This is a genomic window from Amycolatopsis bartoniae (genome assembly GCF_014191255.1).
GTDB classification, from domain to species: domain Bacteria; phylum Actinomycetota; class Actinomycetes; order Mycobacteriales; family Pseudonocardiaceae; genus Amycolatopsis_E; species Amycolatopsis_E bartoniae.
In genome coordinates, this window is record NZ_JACHWH010000008.1 from 135,001 (window position 1) to 152,960 (window position 17,960).

15 protein-coding genes (1 of these 15 running past the window's edge) are annotated in these 17,960 nt (G+C 71.4%); 7 read left to right on the forward strand and 8 right to left on the reverse strand.

Annotated features, from left to right (window positions below; translation table 11 throughout):
* Positions 1-878, reverse strand: partial view of an MFS transporter gene (locus FHX82_RS29060; RefSeq protein WP_229881559.1) — the 5' portion only. Its footprint begins 403 nt before the window's first position; only the first 878 of its 1,281 coding nucleotides appear in the window; the start codon lies at positions 876-878; its stop codon lies off the left edge, out of view.
* Positions 879-948: 70 nt separating this feature from the next.
* Here FHX82_RS29060 and FHX82_RS29065 point away from each other — a divergent pair, with 70 nt between their 5' ends.
* Positions 949-1,902: a GlxA family transcriptional regulator gene (locus tag FHX82_RS29065; protein ID WP_145939156.1), complete on the forward strand. Its 954-nt coding sequence runs from the start codon at positions 949-951 to the stop codon at positions 1,900-1,902.
* A gap of 23 nt (positions 1,903-1,925) precedes the next feature.
* Positions 1,926-2,615: an LppX_LprAFG lipoprotein gene (locus tag FHX82_RS29070; RefSeq protein ID WP_145939155.1), complete on the forward strand. Its 690-nt coding sequence runs from the start codon at positions 1,926-1,928 to the stop codon at positions 2,613-2,615.
* Here FHX82_RS29070 and FHX82_RS29075 read toward each other — a convergent pair.
* Positions 2,612-3,187 (reverse strand): TetR/AcrR family transcriptional regulator, encoded by a 576-nt coding sequence (locus FHX82_RS29075; RefSeq protein ID WP_145939154.1) that lies wholly within the window; start codon positions 3,185-3,187, stop codon positions 2,612-2,614. The genes FHX82_RS29070 and FHX82_RS29075 overlap by 4 nt on opposite strands.
* 93 nt (positions 3,188-3,280) lie before the next feature.
* Here FHX82_RS29075 and FHX82_RS29080 point away from each other — a divergent pair, with 93 nt between their 5' ends.
* Positions 3,281-4,216, forward strand: coding sequence for an alpha/beta hydrolase family protein (locus FHX82_RS29080; protein ID WP_145939153.1), 936 nt, complete (start codon positions 3,281-3,283; stop codon positions 4,214-4,216).
* A gap of 5 nt (positions 4,217-4,221) precedes the next feature.
* Here FHX82_RS29080 and FHX82_RS29085 read toward each other — a convergent pair whose 3' ends face one another.
* A complete protein-coding gene (locus tag FHX82_RS29085; protein WP_145939152.1) occupies positions 4,222-5,790 on the reverse strand; it encodes an alpha/beta hydrolase in 1,569 nt (522 codons plus the stop codon).
* 22 nt (positions 5,791-5,812) lie between these two features.
* On the reverse strand, positions 5,813-7,369 hold the full coding sequence (locus tag FHX82_RS29090; protein ID WP_373308721.1) for an alpha/beta hydrolase: 1,557 nt from the start codon (positions 7,367-7,369) through the stop codon (positions 5,813-5,815).
* 148 nt (positions 7,370-7,517) lie between these two features.
* Between FHX82_RS29090 and secA2 the strand changes: the two genes are divergently transcribed.
* Both secA2 and FHX82_RS29100 read left to right on the forward strand, forming a co-directional pair.
* Positions 7,518-9,839 carry an accessory Sec system translocase SecA2 gene (gene secA2, locus FHX82_RS29095; RefSeq protein WP_145939151.1) on the forward strand — a complete coding sequence of 774 codons (2,322 nt, stop codon included), beginning with the start codon at positions 7,518-7,520 and terminating at the stop codon, positions 9,837-9,839.
* 55 nt (positions 9,840-9,894) lie between these two features.
* Entirely contained in the window at positions 9,895-11,616 is a 1,722-nt protein-coding gene (locus tag FHX82_RS29100; protein WP_145939150.1) for an NAD+ synthase, read from the forward strand.
* 1,147 nt (positions 11,617-12,763) lie between these two features.
* Here the strand turns inward: FHX82_RS29100 and FHX82_RS29105 are convergent.
* On the reverse strand, positions 12,764-13,531 hold the full coding sequence (locus FHX82_RS29105; protein ID WP_145938919.1) for an AraC family transcriptional regulator: 768 nt from the start codon (positions 13,529-13,531) through the stop codon (positions 12,764-12,766).
* A 206-nt stretch (positions 13,532-13,737) separates the two neighbouring features.
* Here FHX82_RS29105 and FHX82_RS29110 point away from each other — a divergent pair, with 206 nt between their 5' ends.
* Positions 13,738-14,274: a methylated-DNA--[protein]-cysteine S-methyltransferase gene (locus FHX82_RS29110; RefSeq protein WP_145938918.1), complete on the forward strand. Its 537-nt coding sequence runs from the start codon at positions 13,738-13,740 to the stop codon at positions 14,272-14,274.
* Positions 14,275-14,312: 38 nt separating this feature from the next.
* On the opposite strand, the gene FHX82_RS29115 is transcribed toward FHX82_RS29110, so the two are convergent.
* Entirely contained in the window at positions 14,313-14,900 is a 588-nt protein-coding gene (locus tag FHX82_RS29115; RefSeq protein ID WP_145938917.1) for a DinB family protein, read from the reverse strand.
* Positions 14,901-15,160: 260 nt separating this feature from the next.
* Here FHX82_RS29115 and panB point away from each other — a divergent pair, with 260 nt between their 5' ends.
* Positions 15,161-16,021, forward strand: a complete 861-nt coding sequence (gene panB / locus FHX82_RS29120; protein ID WP_145938916.1) for a 3-methyl-2-oxobutanoate hydroxymethyltransferase — start codon at positions 15,161-15,163, stop codon at positions 16,019-16,021.
* A 15-nt stretch (positions 16,022-16,036) separates the two neighbouring features.
* On the opposite strand, the gene FHX82_RS29125 is transcribed toward panB, so the two are convergent.
* Both FHX82_RS29125 and FHX82_RS29130 read right to left on the reverse strand, forming a co-directional pair.
* Entirely contained in the window at positions 16,037-16,915 is an 879-nt protein-coding gene (locus tag FHX82_RS29125; RefSeq protein WP_308431624.1) for a cytochrome c oxidase assembly protein, read from the reverse strand.
* A 23-nt stretch (positions 16,916-16,938) separates the two neighbouring features.
* Positions 16,939-17,883 (reverse strand): undecaprenyl-diphosphate phosphatase, encoded by a 945-nt coding sequence (locus FHX82_RS29130; protein ID WP_145938914.1) that lies wholly within the window; start codon positions 17,881-17,883, stop codon positions 16,939-16,941.
* Positions 17,884-17,960: the final 77 nt, after the last annotated feature.

The following is a 17,960-nucleotide window of genomic DNA, read 5'->3' on the forward strand; positions in this document are numbered from 1 at the left end:
ACGCGGTCGGTGAACCAGCCGGACGCGATCGTGCCCGCCACGTCGAAGACCCCGACGAGCGCGAGCAGCGAGGCCGCGGTGGTCGGCGGCATGCCGTGCTCGTGCGCGGCGGGCACGAAGTGGGTGCCGACCAGCCCGTTCGTGGACGCGCCGCAAATCGCGAACCCGCCCGCGAGCAGCCAGAACGTCGGCGTCTTCGCGGCCTGTCCCAGCACCTGGAGCGCGCGCCGGGCCGCGCCTGAGGTCGGGGCCGGACGCTCCTCGGCCTCGACAGCGCCATACGCCGTCGTGCCCACGTCCTTCGGGTGGTCGTGCAGGAAGATCAGCGTGATCGGCACGACCGCCAACGCGGCGAAGGCCACCACCAGTGACGCCGTGCGCCAGCCGTCGTGCGCGGCCAGTGCCGCGAGCACCGGCAGGAACACCAGCTGGCCCGCCGCGCCCGCCGCCGTCAGGACGCCGCTGACCAGGCCGCGCTGGCGGACGAACCAGCGTGCGGTGACCGTGGCGACGAAGGCCAGCGCCATCGACCCGGTGCCCAGTCCGACGAGCACTCCCCAGCACAGCAGCAGCTGCCAGCTCGCGGTCATGAACACCGTGAGCCCGCTGCCCGCGGCGACCAGGACGAGCGCGCCGGTGACGACCCGGCGCATGCCCAGCCGCTCCATCAACGCTGCCGCGAACGGCGCGGTCAGCCCGTAGAGCAGGAGGTTGATCGAGACGGCCGCGGAGATCGTGGCGGTGGACCAGCCGAACTCCTCGTGCAGCGGGTCGATCAGGACGCTCGGAGTGGCGCGGAAACCGGCCGCGCCAACGAGGGCGACGAAGGCCGCGAAGGCCACCAGCCAGGCTCGGTGGAGTCGGGTTGTCGTGGTCACGGCACCAGCTTCGGCGATCTCCGAAGGCGTGACGAGTGGCCGAAGCGCCAATATGTGCAAAGATTCGGCCATGCACCGGATCGCCGTGCTCGCCCTGTCCGAGGTGATCGGGTACGACCTCAACATCCCGCCGCAGGTGTTCAACTCCGCCGAGAAGGACGGGAAACGCCTCTACGACGTGCGGATCTGCGGCGTCGACGACCAGCCCGTACGCGTCAGCTACGGCTACTCCGCGCAACTGGAGCACGGGCCAAAGGCGCTCGCGGAGGCCGACACGGTCATCGTGCCGGGCACGCGGGTCGCCGGGCCCCGGCAGGACGGCACGCTCTCCCCCGCACTGGCCGCCGCGCTCGCCCGCATCCGGCCCGGCACCCGGGTGATGTCCATCTGCACGGGTGCGTTCGTGCTGGCCGCCGCCGGTTTCCTCGACGGGCGGCGGGCCACCACCCACTGGGCGCACGCGGAGGCGTTCCGGCGGCTGTACCCCCGCGTCGAGCTGGACGAGGACGTGCTGTTCGTCGACGACGGTGACGTGCTCACCTCGGCCGGGCTGTCCGCCGGGGTGGACCTGTGCCTGCACGTCGTCCGGTCCGATCACGGCAGTGCCGTCGCCAACCAGGCCGCGCGGTACTGCGTGGTACCGCCGTGGCGTGACGGCGGGCAGTCGCAGTTCATCGACCGGCCGCTACCTGGGCCCGACGCCGGCAGCACCGCGGCGACCAGGACGTGGGCGCTCGAACGGCTCGGCGAACCGCTGGGGCTGGCGGACCTGGCGCGGCACGCGCGGATGAGCGTGCGCACGTTCAGCAGGCGGTTTCGCGCCGAGACCGGACTGTCCGCGCGGGCGTGGCTCAACCAGCAGCGCGTCCTGCACGCACGGCACCTGCTGGAGACGACGAACCTGCCGGTGGACCGGATCGCGGCGGAGTCCGGGCTCGGCACCGCCGCGTCCCTGCGCCAGCACCTCAACGCCGCGATCGGTGTCTCACCACTCGCCTACCGGCGCACCTTCTCCCGCTCCTGACCGGCCCCGCTACGGTAATCGGCATGCTCCGCCGCACTGCGAGTGTCCTCGTGCTGATCCTGGCGCTCGCCTGCGGCTGCGCCGCGTCGCCCGACACGCGTGGCCCGCTGCCCGCCGCGCCCGAACTGGTCACCGCCGCGGCGGGCTCGCTCGGCGGTGTCACCAGCGTGCAGTTCGACTTCAGCGTCAGCGGGATCGTCCCCGGTCTCGACGTGCGCGAGGTGAAGGGCTGGGCGAGCCGCGCGGGCGGGCAGTACGGGTCGGCCGTCGGGCAGGCGGACATGCAGGAGTCGACCAACCGGTTCGAGCTGAGCTACGAGATCACCGGGGACGAGCTGGTGCTGACCGACCAGCACGGCGCGCAGACCCGCGAACCCGTGCCGGCCGAGTACGCGCCGGCCGCCCTGCTGTCGCACGGGCTGCCGAAGCTGCTGACGAGCGCGACCGGGCTCAAGACGGAGACGAAGGAAGACGTCAAGGGCGTCCAGACGTACCGGGTGACCGCGGAACTGAGCAAGGACGCCGTGTCGAGTGTCCTGCCGCAGATCCAGTCGGATGTCGACGTCAAGTTCTGGGTCACGCAGAGCGAGCCGCGCACCCTCGTCCGGGTGTGGATGCAGGTGCCGCCGCGTCAGCCGAACGAGGGCGCCGTGATGCTCGAACTGGGGCTTTCCGGGTTCAACACGCCGCCGAGCGCCACGCCGGAAGGCTAGACCCGGCACCCGTCGAGCAGCAGCCGGACGGTCAGGCGCGCGTCGTACGCCGGGTCGGTCATCTCCGCGCCCGCGGAGATGTCCCCGATCGCGCGGAGCAGCTGGTACGCGCCGATCTCCGCCTTGACCTCGCCCGACTTGCGGGCCGCGGTGAGGATGTCGTCGAGCACCGGCACGAGGCGATCGACGAAGAGCCCGTGCAGGGCGGTGAAACCCTCGGGATCGTTGCGCAGCGCGGCGGCGAGCCCGTGCTTGGTCACCAGGAAGTCGACGAACAGCTCCACCCACTGGCGCAGCGCGGCGAACGGTGACGGCGCTGTCGCCAGCAGCTCGGGACCGGCTTCGGCACAGGCGTCGACCTGGTGCCGGTAGACGGCCGCGACCAGGTCGGCGCGCTTGGGGAAGTGCCGGTAGATCGTGCCCATCCCGACCCCCGCCTCGGCGGCGATGCGGCGCACCGGGGCATCCACTCCGTGCGTGACGAACACCGCCGCGGCGGCGTCGAGCAATGCCCGTTCGTTGCGCCGGGCGTCCGCGCGCTTGGCCGCCTTCGGCTCCTCCGCAGCACTCATGCCGCAACCCCTTCCTCGACAAGCGGAGCAATGTTCCGTATAGTCGGAGCAACGCTCCGGTTAGGAGTGTACGGATCGAGAGAGAGCTTTCCCATGTCTGCACCTGTCAGTGCCGTTCCCGCCCTGACCACCCCGATCGTCAGCGTCAAGCCCGTCGTCCTCACCGCGCCACCCGAGCGCGGCGAGGACCTGCAGGTCCGCCTGTCGGCGCCAGCTTCGGGCAACGGCCTTCCGGTCGTCGTCTTCGCCCACGGTTTCGGCCAGTCGATGTCCTCCTACGACCCGCTGGTCGACTTCTGGGCCGGCAACGGGTTCGTCGTCATCCAGCCCACGTTCCTCGACTCGCTGACCCTCGGCATCGCCCCCACCGACCCGCGGTACCCGGACATCTGGCGCATCCGCGTCCGCGACGTGAAGCAGGTCCTCGACCAGCTCGACCACATCGTCGCCGCCATCCCGGGGCTCAGCGAGCGCATCGACCGCGACCGCATCGCCGTGGCAGGACACTCCTGGGGCGGGCAAACCGTCAGCATGCTCCTCGGCGCACGCGTCGTCGGCCCGGACGGACAGCCCGGCCCCGCGGAAACCGACGCTCGCGTGAAGGCCGGTGTGCTGCTCGCGACGACCGGCTTCGGCGGCGATGACCTGACGCCCTTCGCGGCGGAGAACTTCTCCTTCATGAGCCCCGACTTCGACGCCCTCACCACGCCGAGCCTGGTGGTCGCCGGCGACCACGACCAGTCCCAGCTCTCGACGCGCGGCCCCGACTGGTTCACCGACGTCTACCGGTACAGCCCCGGTGCGCAGAGCCTGCTCACCGTGTTCGGCGCGGAACACTCGCTCGGCGGAATCCACGGCTACAACGCCGCGGACACCACGGACGAGAGCCCCGAACGCGTCGCCCTGATCCGCGAGGCTTCGTGGGCCTACCTCCGCAGCGCGCTCGGGATCGACGACACGGCGTGGAAGCAGGTGCAGGCCGAGCTCGCGGAGAGCACGGACCCGGCCGGGCGCATCGACAACAAGTAGCGGCGTCAAGCCGGACAGCTGGTGTTCGGCGGCGGCAGGGTGCCATCGACGAGGTAGGCCAGTGCGTTGACGTCCACGCACTGGTTCCCGTGCAGGAAGGCCGTGTGCTGCGCGCCTTCGTAGGTCACCAGGCCGCCGCCCATCTCGGCGGCGAGGTCGACGCCCGCCTGGTACGGGGTGGCGGGGTCGTTCCGGGTGGAGATCACCAGCGGCGGCGGCACGCCGGGCAGGAACGGGCGGTGCGGCTGGGAGGTGCTGGGCACCGGCCAGGACGCGCAGACGTCCGGCTCGCCCTCGTCCGGGCGGCCGCCGCCGAGGAACGGGGCCGCGGCGAGCATCCGGTCGTGGACCTCGGTGACGCCGGCGGGATCCTGCACGCGCGGGTTGTCGACGCAGCGGACGGCGTAGTACGCGTCCTGCAGCGAGGAGTAGCGGCCGTCCGGGCCGCGCTCGTAGTAGGAGTCGGCGAGCTGGAGCAGCAGGCTGCCGTCGCCGGACTTCAGCAGGTTCAACGCCGCGTTCAGCGTCGGCCACGACTGCTGGGAGTACATCGCCTCGACGACACCCGTCATCCCGTCGCCGTAGGACAGCGAGCGCGTGCCGGCCCGGGCGGCGTGGGTGAGCAGTGGCTTCGTGAGGTTCTCGAAGGTCTGCACGGCCCGTGCCGGGTCCTGGCCGACCGCACAGCCGCTGTGCTTCGCGCACTCCGCCGCGAACAGGCCGAACGCGCGGGAGAAGCCTTCACCTTGCCCCACCAGGGAATCCGACTCGTCCTCGGTCGGGTCGATCGCGCCGTCGAGCACCATGGCCCGCACTCGCGTGGGGAACGCTTCGGCGTAGCTGTACCCGATCTGCGTGCCGTAGGAGTAGCCGAGGTAGCTCAGCTTGTCGTCGCCGAGTGCGGCCCGCAGGACGTCCAGGTCCTTGACGACGTCCCGGGTGCCGACGTTCGCCAGCATCGCCGCACCGGTGCGTTGCGCGCACTTCGCCGCGAAGTCCCGCGCCTGTGCCGTCCACGCGGCGGCTGACGCGGGCGTGGTGCCGTCGCCCGGCTGCGCCGCGCGTTCGGCGTCGCGTTCGGCGTCCGTCAGGCAGTGCACCCGTGGCTCGCTGGCGCCGACGCCGCGCGGGTCGAAGCCCACGAGGTCGAAGCGCAGGCCGATCGCGTTGTCCGCGACCGTCGGCACCAGGCGGGCCGCCGCCTCCATGCCCGAACCGCCCGGCCCGCCCGGGTTGAGCACCAGCGAGCCGAGGCGGTCCGCCGGATCCGCCGCCTTGTGCCGCAGCACACCGACGGTAATCGTGTCGCCCCGCGGTTTCGCGTAGTCCAGCGGAACCGTCAGCCGGGCGCATTCCACACCGGGCGTGCGGAACGCGTCCTGGCTCTGCTGTCCGGTGGCGTAGGGCGCGCAGTTCCCCCAGGACAGCTTTTGCTCGTAGAACCTGTCGAGCGCGTGGACGTCGGACACCGGGGGCGGCTGGGGCCGGGGCACGACCCGCACCGGTGTGCACGCGATCAGCAGGCACAACAGGAGGCCGAGCACGGCGGGCAGCCGGCAGCGTCGAAAAGGCATCTACCTCATCGTGCCAGGCCGGTCACTGAGCGGCACAGCGCTTCCCGGCAGCCGGGAGCGTGCCGTCGACGAGGTAGTCGGTGCCCACCTGGTCGACACACGAATTCCCTTGCAGGAAAACGGTGTGCTGCGTGCCCTCGAACGTCAGCAGTGCGCCGTTCATCGCCTTCGCGAGGTTCACCCCCGCGTCGTACGGGGTGGCCGGATCATTCGTCGTCGAGATCACCAGCACCGGCGGGACACCGGCGACCTTCGGCTCGTGCGGCTGCGAAGTGTTGGGCACGGGCCAGAACGCGCACGCGTCGAGCGCCGCGCCGTTGGGCCTGCCGTCGTCGAGGAACGGGGCGACCTGGTCGTACCGGTTCTCGGCGTCGAGGATCTCGGCCTTGTCGGTGACCCGCGGGTCGTCGACGCAGCGGACGGCGGTGAAGACGTCCTGCGTGTTGGTGTAGTGGCCGCTCGAATCGCGTTCGTTGTACTGGTCCGCCAGCGCCATGAGCGTGGTGCCGCGGCCGTTCTTCAGCTCGTTGAGGCCGGAGTTGAGCGACTCCCACAGCTGCTGGGAGTACAGGGCCTGGATCGCGCCGAGCGTCGCGTCGTCGAACGTGAGCCTGCGGCCGTCGTCGAGCGTGATGGGGTTGTCGACCAGCGGGCGCACGAGGTCCTGGAACGCCTTGGTGGCGCCGGCGGCGTTCTGCCCCAGCGCGCAGTCCTGGCGCGCGGCGCACCACGCGGCGAACTGGTTGAACGCCACGCCGAAACCGGCGCCCTGCGCGACGAGCGACTCCGTCTCGTCCTGGTTCGGGTCGAGCGCACCGTCGAGGATCATCGCGCGCACGTTGGTCGGGAACTCTTCGGCGTAGGTGTAGCCGATGCGCGTGCCGTAGGAATAGCCCAGGTAGGTCAGCTTCTGCTCGCCCAGCGCGGAACGCAGCACGTCCATGTCCCTGGCGACATCCCGCGTACCGAGGTTGGCGAGCATCTCCGTGCCGTGCTGGGTCCGCTGCACGCACTTGGCGGCGAAGTCCTTCGCCTCGGCCTCCTGCTTCGCGACCCCGGCGGGCGAGCCGTCGGTGTCGAGCTCCTCGCTGCGCTCGGTGTCCCGTTCCTGGTCGGTCAGGCAGGTCACCTCGGGCTCGCTCGCGCCGATCCCCCGCGGGTCGAAGCCCACGAAGTCGAACCGCTTCCCCAGCTCGCTGCCGGAAACCTGCGAGGCGAGGCTCGCTGCGGCAACCATGCCGGAGGCGCCGGGACCGCCCGGGTTGAGCACCAGCGCGCCCATCCGATCACCGCTCGCGGTGTGACGCAGGACACCGAGGGTGATCGTGTCGCCCTGCGGGTTCGCGTAGTCCAGCGGAACGGTCAGCCTCGCGCACTGGAGACCTTTCGTACCAAAGAGGGATCGCGCGTCCTGCGAAGTCGCGTAGGGTGCGCAATCGCCCCAGGTCAAGGGCTGCGCGTAGAACCGGTCCAGACCGGCAGGAACCGGACCGGCCGGACCGCGCTGTTCGGTCACTTCCTGCTGCGGCTGCTGCGTGCCGGTCTGCTCCGAGGTGCAGGCGGCGAGCGGCGTCAGCAGGCAGACACCGAGGAGAACGGCTGCACGCGCGGTTCGCGACCGGGCTCGCTGTAGGAGGGACACGGGCCGATCGTGCCATCCTGGCGGGGAACACCGGACCACCACCACCTCGTTGGCGGGTCGGACAGAGAGAGACAGGAGACCAGGGGTGCCAGCACTGATCACCCGCATGGGCAAGCGGCTGCGCAGGCTCATCGAGCGGCCGGGCAGCGCCGAGCTGAGCCGGTACGAGGCACTGCTGCCCACCATCGGCGAGCTGGAGAGCGAGCTGGCGGAGCTCGACGACGCCGCGCTGACCGAGCGGGCGGGCAAACTGCGGCTCGAAGCGGAGTTCGGCGACACGCAGCTCGTCGAGGTGTGCGCGCTGGGCCGCGAAGCGGCGAAGCGGGCGCTGGGCGAGCGCGCGTTCGACGTGCAGCTGCTGGGCACCATGGGCCTGCTGACCGGACACGTCGTGCAGATGGAGACCGGTGAGGGCAAGACGCTGTCCGGTGCGCTCGCCGCGGCCGGCTTCGCGCTGCAGGGCAAGCGCGTGCACGTCACCACGGTCAACGACTACCTGGCCCGCCGCGACGCCGAGTGGATGCGGCCGGTCTACGACCTGCTCGGCGTGTCGGTGTCCTGGGTCGGCCCGACGCTGACCCGCGACGAGCGCCGCGAGGCGTACTCGCGCGAGGTCACGTACGGCGCGGTCAGCGAGATCGGTTTCGACGTGCTGCGCGACCGCCTGGTCACCCGCGTCGAGGACCTCGTGCAGCCGGAGCCCGAGGTCGCGATCGTCGACGAGGCCGACTCGGTGCTGGTCGACGAGGCGCGCGTGCCGCTGGTGATGGCGGGCTCGGTGGACCACACCGACGCGGACGTCGAGGTGGCGAACGTCGTGCGGCGGCTGCGGCTGGGCCTGCACTACGAGACCGACTCCGACGGGCGCAACGCGTGGCTGACCGCCGCCGGCGCCTCCGTCGTCGAGAAGGCGCTCGGCGGAATCGACCTCTACGACGACTCCGGCGCGGACCGGCTCGCCGCGGTGAACGTCGCGTTGCACGCACACGCGCTGCTCACCCGCGACGTCGACTACCTCGTGCGCGACGGCAAGGTGCAGCTGATCAACGCGTCGCGCGGGCGCGTCGCGGAGCTGCAGCGCTGGCCGGACGGGCTGCAGGCCGCCGTCGAGGCGAAGGAGCAGGTGGCCGCCACCGACCGCGGCGAGATCCTGGACTCGATCACCGTGCAGGCGCTGATGGCCCGCTACCCGCAGGTCGCGGGCATGACCGGGACAGCGGTGGCAGTGGCGGAGCAGCTGCGGGAGTTCTACAAGCTCGAAGTCGCGGTGATCCCGCCGAATACGCCGAACATCCGCACCGACGAGCCCGACCGCATCTACGCGTCCCCGTCGCAGAAGCTGCGCGCGATCGAGGCCGAGATCCGGGAGGTGCACGAGACCGGGCGGCCGATCCTCGTCGGCACGCAGGACGTCGCCGAGTCCGAGGAGCTGGCGGAGAAGCTGGAGAAGGACGGCATGCCGTGCGTCGTCCTCAACGCGCGCAACGACGCCGAAGAGGCGGCGATCATCGCCGAGGCGGGCAAGTACGGCGCGGTCACGGTGTCCACGCAGATGGCGGGCCGCGGTACCGACATCCGCCTCGGCGGCGCCGACGGTGCCGACCGCGAGCGCGTCGCCGAGCTGGGCGGGCTGCACGTGATCGGTACCGCGCGGTACCCGTCGAGCCGGCTCGACGGGCAGCTGCGCGGCCGGTCCGGGCGCCAGGGCGACCCGGGCAGCGCGGTGTTCTTCGCGTCGCTGAACGACGAGCTGGTGCTGTCGAACGCGCCGGACGTGCCGGAGGGCATCCACGCGGACGAGGAGACCGGGCTCATCACCGATCCGGCGGCGCAGCGGCAGATCAACCACGCGCAGCGGGTCGCCGAGGGCGTGCACCTGGAGATCCACCGCAACACGTGGCGCTACACGCGGCTGATCGAGCACCAGCGCGGCGAGCTGCTCAAGCACCGCGACGAGCTGCTGCGCACCGGGCTGGCCGCGGAGAAGCTCAAGGAGGCCGCGCCGAAGCGGTACGAGGAGCTCGCGGAGAAGCTCGACGAAGAGGCGCTGGCGCAGCTGTGCCGGGAGATCATGCTGTTCCACCTGGACGAGCTGTGGTCGGACCACCTGGCGTACCTCACCGACGTGCGCGAGAGCATCCACCTGCGCGCGATCGCGCGGGAGACGCCGCTGGACGAGTTCCACCGGCTCGCGATCCCGGAGTTCCACAAGATCGTGCCCACGATCGAGGAACGCTCGGTGAAGACGTTCGAGGAGGCCGAGGTCGGCGACGACGGCATCGACCTGGGCGCCTCCGGCGTGCGGCGGCCGAGCTCGACGTGGACGTACCTCGTGCACGACAGCCCGTTCGACTCGGACTTCGAGCAGACGCTCAAGCAGGTGCGGAGCCTGATCAAGCGCAAGTAGGTTCGGTCGCGCACATTCCGCTGTGAGGAGCGGGGGTCTGGGCGAGAATGACCTCATGCCGCAACTGAGGATCGCGCTCGCCCAGATCAACGCGACGGTCGGGGACATCGCGGGCAACGCCCAGCTCCACGTCGACTGGGCGAAGAAAGCCGCCGAAGCGGGAGCACACGTGGTGGTGTTCCCCGAGATGTCGCTGACCGGCTACCCGGTCGAGGACCTGACCCTGCGCAAGACGTTCGCGCAGGGGTCCTGCCAGGCCGTCGACGACCTGGCGCGGCGGCTGGTCGACGCCGGGTGCGGCGAGCTGCTCGTGTACGCGGGGTACCTCGACAACGACGAGGTGGGCCCGCGAGACGCGGCCGTCGCCCTGTACGGCGGCGAAGTGGTGGGGCGGCAGTTCAAGCACCACCTGCCGAACTACGGCGTGTTCGACGAGCACCGGTACTTCAAGCCGGGGCAGACGCTCGACGTCGTGCGGCTGCACGGGCTCGACATCGGCATGGTGATCTGCGAGGACATCTGGCAGGACGGCGGGCCGGTGACGGCGCTGGGCGAGGCGGGGGTGGACCTCGTGGTCGCGCCGAACGCGTCGCCGTACGAGCGGTCCAAGGACGACATCCGGCTGCCGCTGGTCGCGCGCCGCGCGGCCGAGGCGCGGGCGCCGCTGGTGTACACGAACCTCGTCGGCGGGCAGGACGACCTGGTGTTCGACGGCGACTCGATCGTGGTCGGCGCGGACGGGTCGCTGCTGGCGCGGGCGCCGCAGTTCGTGGAGCACCTGCTGGTGGTGGACCTGGAGCTGCCGTCGGGCGGCCACAGCGCGGAAGGAACCTTCGAGGGGCTTTCGGTGCGGCGGCGGGTGTTGTCGTCCGAGGCGTTGGCGCCGTACGAGCCTCTGGTGCCGCCGGTTGCGGAGCCGCTGCCGGACGAGGCGGAGGTGTGGTCGGCGCTCGTCGTCGGGTTGCGGGACTACGTGCAGAAGAACGGTTTCCGGTCGGTGATGTTCGGTTTCTCGGGCGGGATCGACTCGGCGGTCACGGCGGCGCTCGCGGCGGACGCGCTGGGGCCGGACGCGGTGTACGGCGTGTCGATGCCGTCGGCGTACTCCTCTTCGCATTCCCGGGAAGACGCGGCGGAGCTGGCGCGGCGGCTCGGGTGCCACTTCCGGACCGAGTCGGTCGAGGACATGGTGCGGGTGTACGTCGAGCAGCTGAAGCTGACCGGGTTGGCGGAGGAGAACATCCAGGCGCGGGTGCGCGGGATGCTGCTGATGTCACTGTCCAACCAGGACGGTCACCTCGTGCTGGCGACGGGCAACAAGACCGAGCTGGCGGTCGGGTACTCGACGATCTACGGGGACGCGGTGGGCGGGTTCGCGCCGATCAAGGACGTGTTCAAGACGCACGTGTGGGAGCTGGCGCGCTGGCGGAACGCGGAGGCGGAGAAGCGCGGCGAGGTGCCGCCGATCCCGGAGAACTCGATCACGAAGCCGCCGTCGGCGGAGCTGCGGCCGGGCCAGCTGGACACCGACTCGCTGCCGGACTACCCGCTGCTGGACGACATCCTGGACGACTACGTCGAGGGCGACCGCGGTTACGCGGACCTGATCGCGGCGGGCTTCGAGGCGGAGACGATCGACCGGGTGATCCGGATGGTCGACCGGGCGGAGTACAAGCGCCGCCAGTACCCGATCGGCACGAAGATCACGTTCAAGGCCTTCGGCCGGGACCGTCGATTGCCGATCACGAACGGCTGGCGTGAGGGGGATCAGCGGTAGGGGTTGTGGGGGCCGGTTCGGCGGGGGCCGGGGGCCGGGGTCGGTTCGGCGGGGTCGGTGGGCCGCCGGGTTGTGACGGCTGGAGCCGCTGGGTCAGGGCCGGGTCCGAGCTCGTGGCGGGCTGGAGCCGCTGGGCCGGGGCGGCTGGACCGGAGTCGGGTGGCGGGCTGGCATCGGTGGGCCGGGACAGGTGGCCGCCGTCGGACTGCCGCGCCGGAGCCGGGTGGCCGGGTGGCCGGGTCGCCGGGCCCAGGGCCGAGCAGGCGGCGGGCTGGCGCCGCTGGGTCGGGGCCGGTTCGGCGGGGTCGGTGGGCCGCCGGGTTGTGACGGCTGGAGCCGCTGGGTCAGGGCCGGGTCCGAGCTCGTGGCGGGCTGGAGCCGCTGGGCCGGGGCCGGACGGCGGGCTGGAGCCGCTGGGCCGGGGCCGGACGGCGGGCTGGCACCGCCGGGCCGGGACAGGTGGCCGCCGTCGGACTGCCGCGCCGGAGCCGGGTGACCGGGGCCCGGCCGCCGGGACCGGGTCGCCGGGCGACCGGGACCGGGTCGCCGGGACCGGGGCCGAGCAGGCGGCGGGCTGGCGCCGCTGGGGCGGAGCCGCTGGACCGGAGTCGGGTGGCGGGCTGGAGCTGCTGAGCCGGAGCAGGTGGTCGCGGTCGGGCCGCCTGGCCATGGCGGGCGGGCGGCGGCAGGGGTCCGGGCCACGGCGTCCGCCATCGAGATGGTGGCCGTTGGTCGCGGTCGAGGTGGTGGGCCGCGACTGCCGCGGTCGGTGGTGGGTATGGGCGGATGGCTGCGGTTGGAGTGATAGCAGGGGCGCGGCCCTCGCGGTGGGGGTGACTGTGGCCGCGGAGGGTGGTTGCGGTCGGTGGCCGACCGGCGCCCGTCCGGTGGCTGCGGTTCGTGGATGGTTGCGGTCGGTTGGGTGAACGGCTGCGGTGAGGTACGGGCTGCGACTGCGGTGGACGCGGCTGAGATCCGAGCTAGCGGCGGCTGATGGGTGGTGGTTGCGGGGTGTAGTTGGTCGACGGCCGCGGTCTGCGAGGGCGGTGGCGGTGGGATCGCGCTCGGTCGTGACGAGACGTGGCGGCGGAAGGGGGCGGCGAGGGTCCCGTCCGGCGGCGGACGCCAGTGGCAGGATGCGCCCGGGTCAGGGGTGGAGTAGTTGGCGTAGGGCGGTGGGGGTGTGGCCGCAGTGGGTGTGAATCGTGCGGGTCAGGTGGGGCTGGTCGGCGAAACCCAGGTCCGCCGCGAGGGTCGCCAGGTTCTGTTCCCCTGCCTCCAGGCGGTCCAGCGCCCGGCCCACCCGGACTCGGTTGCGGTAACGGGTGAGTGAGATTCCCAGCTCCCGGGTGAAGGCGCGGCTCAGGCGGTAGGGCGAAACCTCCAGCAGCTCCGCCAGCGGCAGCAGGCCCTGCGCGGCCGGGTGGTTCTCCAGGATCGCCGTGCGGGCTCGGGCTGCCAGGGCGCGGTCGGTCTTCGACGGAGCGTGTGGCGTGGGCAGGACTTCGGTCAACAGGGCCAGCAGTTGCTCAACCGCGGCGTAGGCGGCGTCGCCGGTGGTGGTTGCTGCCAGGAGCCGCCGGTGGGCCACGTCCGTGCGTGCGTTGACGTAGAGGGTTCGGTTCTCGGGCAATGACTCCCACAGTTCCGGGGCCAGCGTGATGGAAGTGCAGACGTCACCGCCCGCCGGGTGGGCGAAGCACTCCTCGTCACCGGGCAGCGTTACGTAACCGATCGTCCTGTCGACGTCGGTGACCGAACCGGCCGCCCGGCGGCGGAACCGGCCGCGGCGCACCAGAACCAGCCCGTAGCCCGAGCGTTGTTCGGGCGCGGACCAGCCCCGGTGGTCGTCCCGGCACCACACCGTGTGCACGGCGAACTCCGGCCGCACGATCAGTTCCACCGCACTGCGCATGCGCGCAAGCTACGCCCGGGGTACGACAAATCCCGAGCACCGGCGGCCCCGGTGCAAGAATCTTCAATACCCTCGGCAGGGCGACGGGCAGACTGGTCGCCGACACGAACCCCGCTGCGCGGAGTCAGTTCGGCGACGACACTGACCACCGTCGTGAGGGGTTCGAGGACCTCCTTCCTGTCTCGTACCGGAGAATCGAAATGGTCATGACGGCACAGGGCTTCGCGGTCTTCCCGACCGCACTCGGGCACTGCGGCATCGCCTGGGGCGAGCGCGGTGTGATCGGCGTGCGCCTGCCCGATGGCAGCGCGGCGCTGACCCGCGCCCGGCTGCACCTCAACTTCCCGGACGCCACCGAAACGGAACCGCCCGAACACGTCCGGCTCGCGATCGGCGAGATCGTGGCGCTCCTGCGCGGCGAGTCCCGCGACCTCGCGACCATCGAGCTCGACTTCACGGGCGTGCCCGACTTCCACCGCCGGGTCTACGAGATCGCGCGTGCGATCCCGCCCGGCAAGACGCTCACCTACGGCGAAGTGGCGGACCGGCTGGGGCTGCCCGGCTCGGCGCAGGCCGTGGGGCGGGCGTTGGGGCGCAACCCCTTCCCCATCGTCGTGCCGTGCCATCGCGTGCTCGGTGCGAAAGGCGCGATGGTGGGTTTCTCCGCACCTGGAGGTGTGGACACGAAGCGCAGGATGCTCGTGATCGAAGGCGCACGCGCCGAGGAACCGACCTTGTTCTAGGAATGCCCTCCTTTCAGGCTGGCCGGGGTGAACGGCTGTCAGACCGGATCAGGTTTCCAGGGCTTGATCCACGGCGTCTCGGGCCAGCCTTCGGCCGCCGCCATCAGGGGGAAGGCCGTGGCGCCGTCGAGGTGCTCGCGGATGATGTCCGCGTGCCCGGCGTGGCGGGCGGTCTCCTGGATCAGGTGCAGCAGGACCCAGCGGACCGACCACTCGTCGACGTCCGGCGGGAACCACGGCACTCCCTTCGGCACCGGGACCGGCTTACCGAGATCCGGGATGGCGGAGATGACCTCCTCCGTCTCGCGGCCGGCCTGGCGGTACTCGGCGATGACGTCGGCGAGGGTCTCCGAACCGGTCAGCTGGAAGTCGGCGAGGTACTGCTCCGCTCTCTGCTGGAGCGTGCCTTCCGGTCTTCGTTGCAGGACAGTGTCCATCCAGCCGCGCTCGGTGCGCGCGGCATGCTTGATCAGGCCACCGATGCTCAGCGCGCTGCGGCTGGGCACCCGGCGCGCCTGCTCGTCGGTGAGGCCGTGCGCGGCGAGGCTCAGGACGTAGCGCTGCTGGGCGAGGAAGGCGAGCAGGCCGTCGCGCTCGTCGCGGACCGGGCGGACGTTGGTACTCATTTCGGGGCTCCTCTCGGGCGGGTTCGATGGGGACATCTTGGCGAGGGGGTCTGACAATTTGGCCTCTTTTGCTTGTGGGGCAACCCCTTTCGGGCGATAGCGCGCGCTAGTAGGGCTCGCGGGAGGGGCCGTTTTCACCGCCTGGTGTGAAGCTCATCGCAGGCGCTTGGGCGGGCCGGGCGGGCGGTGCGACCCTGGACGTTCCAGATCCACGACCCGGGGACCCGACGAGGGCCTCGAGGGAAGGTTGGTCGACGACGATGTCCACCCCCACTGGTGAGACCGCTGCGCCCTACGGCAACGGCCCACAGCAGAGCGCGCCCGCCAAGAAGGTGCGCATTCCCCACCTCCAGCAGCTGAAGGACCGCGGCGAGCCGTGGCCGATGCTCACGACGTACGACATGTACACGGCGGAACTGTTCGACGAGGCGGGGATTCCCGTGCTGCTCGTCGGTGACTCGGCCGCGAACAACGTGTTCGGCTACGAGACGTCGCTGCCCGTCACCGTCGACGAGCTGCTACCGCTGGTCCGGGCGGTGACCAGGGCCGCCAAGCGCGCGCTCGTGGTCGCCGACCTGCCGTTCGGCTCGTACCAGCTCTCCCCCGAGCAGGCGCTCGCCACCGCCGTCCGGTTCATGAAGGAGGGCCGGGCGCACGCCGTGAAGCTCGAGGGCGGGCGCCGGTTCGCCGCGCACGTCGAGGCGCTGACCAGCGCCGGTGTCCCCGTGATGGGGCACATCGGGTTCACGCCGCAGAGTGAGCACAACCTCGGCGGGTACCGGGTGCAGGGGCGCGGCGAGGCCGGTGAGGCGCTGGTCGCCGACGCGCTCGGGCTGCAGGAGGCCGGGGCGTTCGCGGTGGTGCTCGAGATGGTGCCCGCGGAGGTCGCGAAGCGGGTCACGCACGAGCTGAAGATCCCGACGGTCGGCATCGGCGCCGGGCCGCACTGTGACGCCCAGGTGCTGGTGTGGCAGGACATGGCGGGGTTGCGGCGCGGGAAGGCGCCGCGGTTCGTCAAGCGGTACGCCGACCTGGCCGGTGCGCTGTCCGGGGCCGCGACGGCGTTCGCGGACGAGGTGCGGCGCGGCGAGTTCCCGGCCCCGGAGCACGCCTTCCACTAGCGGTGGAGCGTTTGGTCATTGGCGTTTGAAGCGTTCCGCGAGCTGCGGGTCGTTCTCCCACCACAGGCCGGAGCTGGGTCGTTCCTGCGACTGCTCCTGCTCGTCCAGCTCGCGGTCGATCTTCTCGGCCTGCCGGTCGTCGTCGCGCATCCAGCGGGTGAACAGCGCGCCGACGAACGGCAGGCCGGCGAGGTCGCCGCCGATCCACAGGATTCCGGCGCCCACGATCTGGTCCGTGCGCAGGTCGGGACCCCAGGTGCGGGCGAGCGCGTGGTAGTAGTCCGCCGCCCGCAGCGGGCCCAGCCACAGCACCAGTCCCAGCGCGGCGTCGACGACCACCTCGGCGAAGCTGATGCTGAACGACACCAGGTGGTGGTCCTCCCGCGGCGTCGGGTCCAGCCGCAGGCGCGTCCAGAAGTAGACGAACCCGCAGCAGATCAAACCCAGCCGGACGAGCTCGTCGACGGCGCCGTGGCGCAGGGTCAGCTCGTACAGCGGGGTGAGGTAGATCAGGAACGGCGGCACGATCAGCAGCACCGTGATCACGAGCGGGAACGTGAGCGTCCGCGCGACCGTGCCGCGGCCGAGCCTGCGCAGCCGGTCCGCGAACGGCACCACCGCGAGCACGAGCGTCAGCGGGGCGCCCAGCGCCAGCAGCAGCGGCGTGACCATCAGCAGCACGACCACCTGCAGTGCCCGCACCCAGAACAGCACGTCGTCGTACACGCCGAGGAACGAGCACGTCAGCAGCAGGATCGTGGCCAGCCCGGCGAGGAACGCCGTGGTGCGGCCGCGCGCCCACCCGGGCACGCGCCGCGCGGCGAACAGGTAACCGCCACCCAGGAGCAGGACGAAGACGATCGCCGGGACGTCGGCCGTCCAGGCGGTACACACTCTCCCCCAGGAAAGCGGAACACTCATACCAGGAAATATGCCAGACTACCGATTCCGGCGACCACGCAATACACCGCGAACGGGGTCAGCGTCCGCGTTTCGAAATACGACGTCAGGAATCGGACGGCGATATAAGCCGCAATTCCGGCGACCAGGCTCCCGGCGAGTGCCGGGCCGAGCGACGCGCGGTTCTCCTCGCTGAACAGCGACGGCATCTTGAGCACGCCCGCCGCCAGGATCACCGGCGTGGCGAGGAGGAACGCGAACCGCGCGGAATCCTCGTGGTCGAGGCCGCGGCGCAGCCCCGCGACCATCGTGATGCCGGACCGGCTGATCCCGGGGAACAGGGCCAGGATCTGCGCCGCGCCGATCAGGATCGCCTCGCCGACGCCGAGCTTCGACAGGCGCCGGTCCGACGCCTCCTCGGTGCTGATCGCCCGCATCGGCATGGTGACCTCGGCGGAGAAGTCGATCGTCTGCTCGGCGGCGACGGGCACCGGGGGAACCTTCTGCCGGCTGCGGCCGAACCGCTCGACGGCCAGCAGCACGGCGCCGTTGAGCGCGAGGAAGATCGCGGTGGGCACGGGTTTCCCGAGGAAGTTGCGCAGCGCGCTCTCCAGCAGCAGCCCCGCGATGCCGACGGGGATCGTGGCCAGCACGAGCAGCCACGCCAGGCGCTGGTCGGAGTCGACGACCTGGCGGTCGCGGATCGACGTCCACAGCCCGCGCAGGATGCGCACCCAGTCGCGCCAGAAGAACACGACGAGCGCGATCGCGGTGGCCACGTGCATCGCGACGAGGACCGCCAGGTACGGCGAGTCCTTGCCCATGCTCAGGTCCTGCGCCCACTTCCCCCCGATCCACGCGGGCAGCAGAATGCTGTGCCCGAGACTGGACACTGGGAACAATTCGGACACACCCTGCAGGGCGCCGACGACAATCGCCTCGAAATATGTCACGGCGGACATTGCGGACCTCTCATGGAAGGCAACGCGGAAACCGGGTCGAACGTACCCGACCGATGATGAGCGGACGGCAAAGGCGT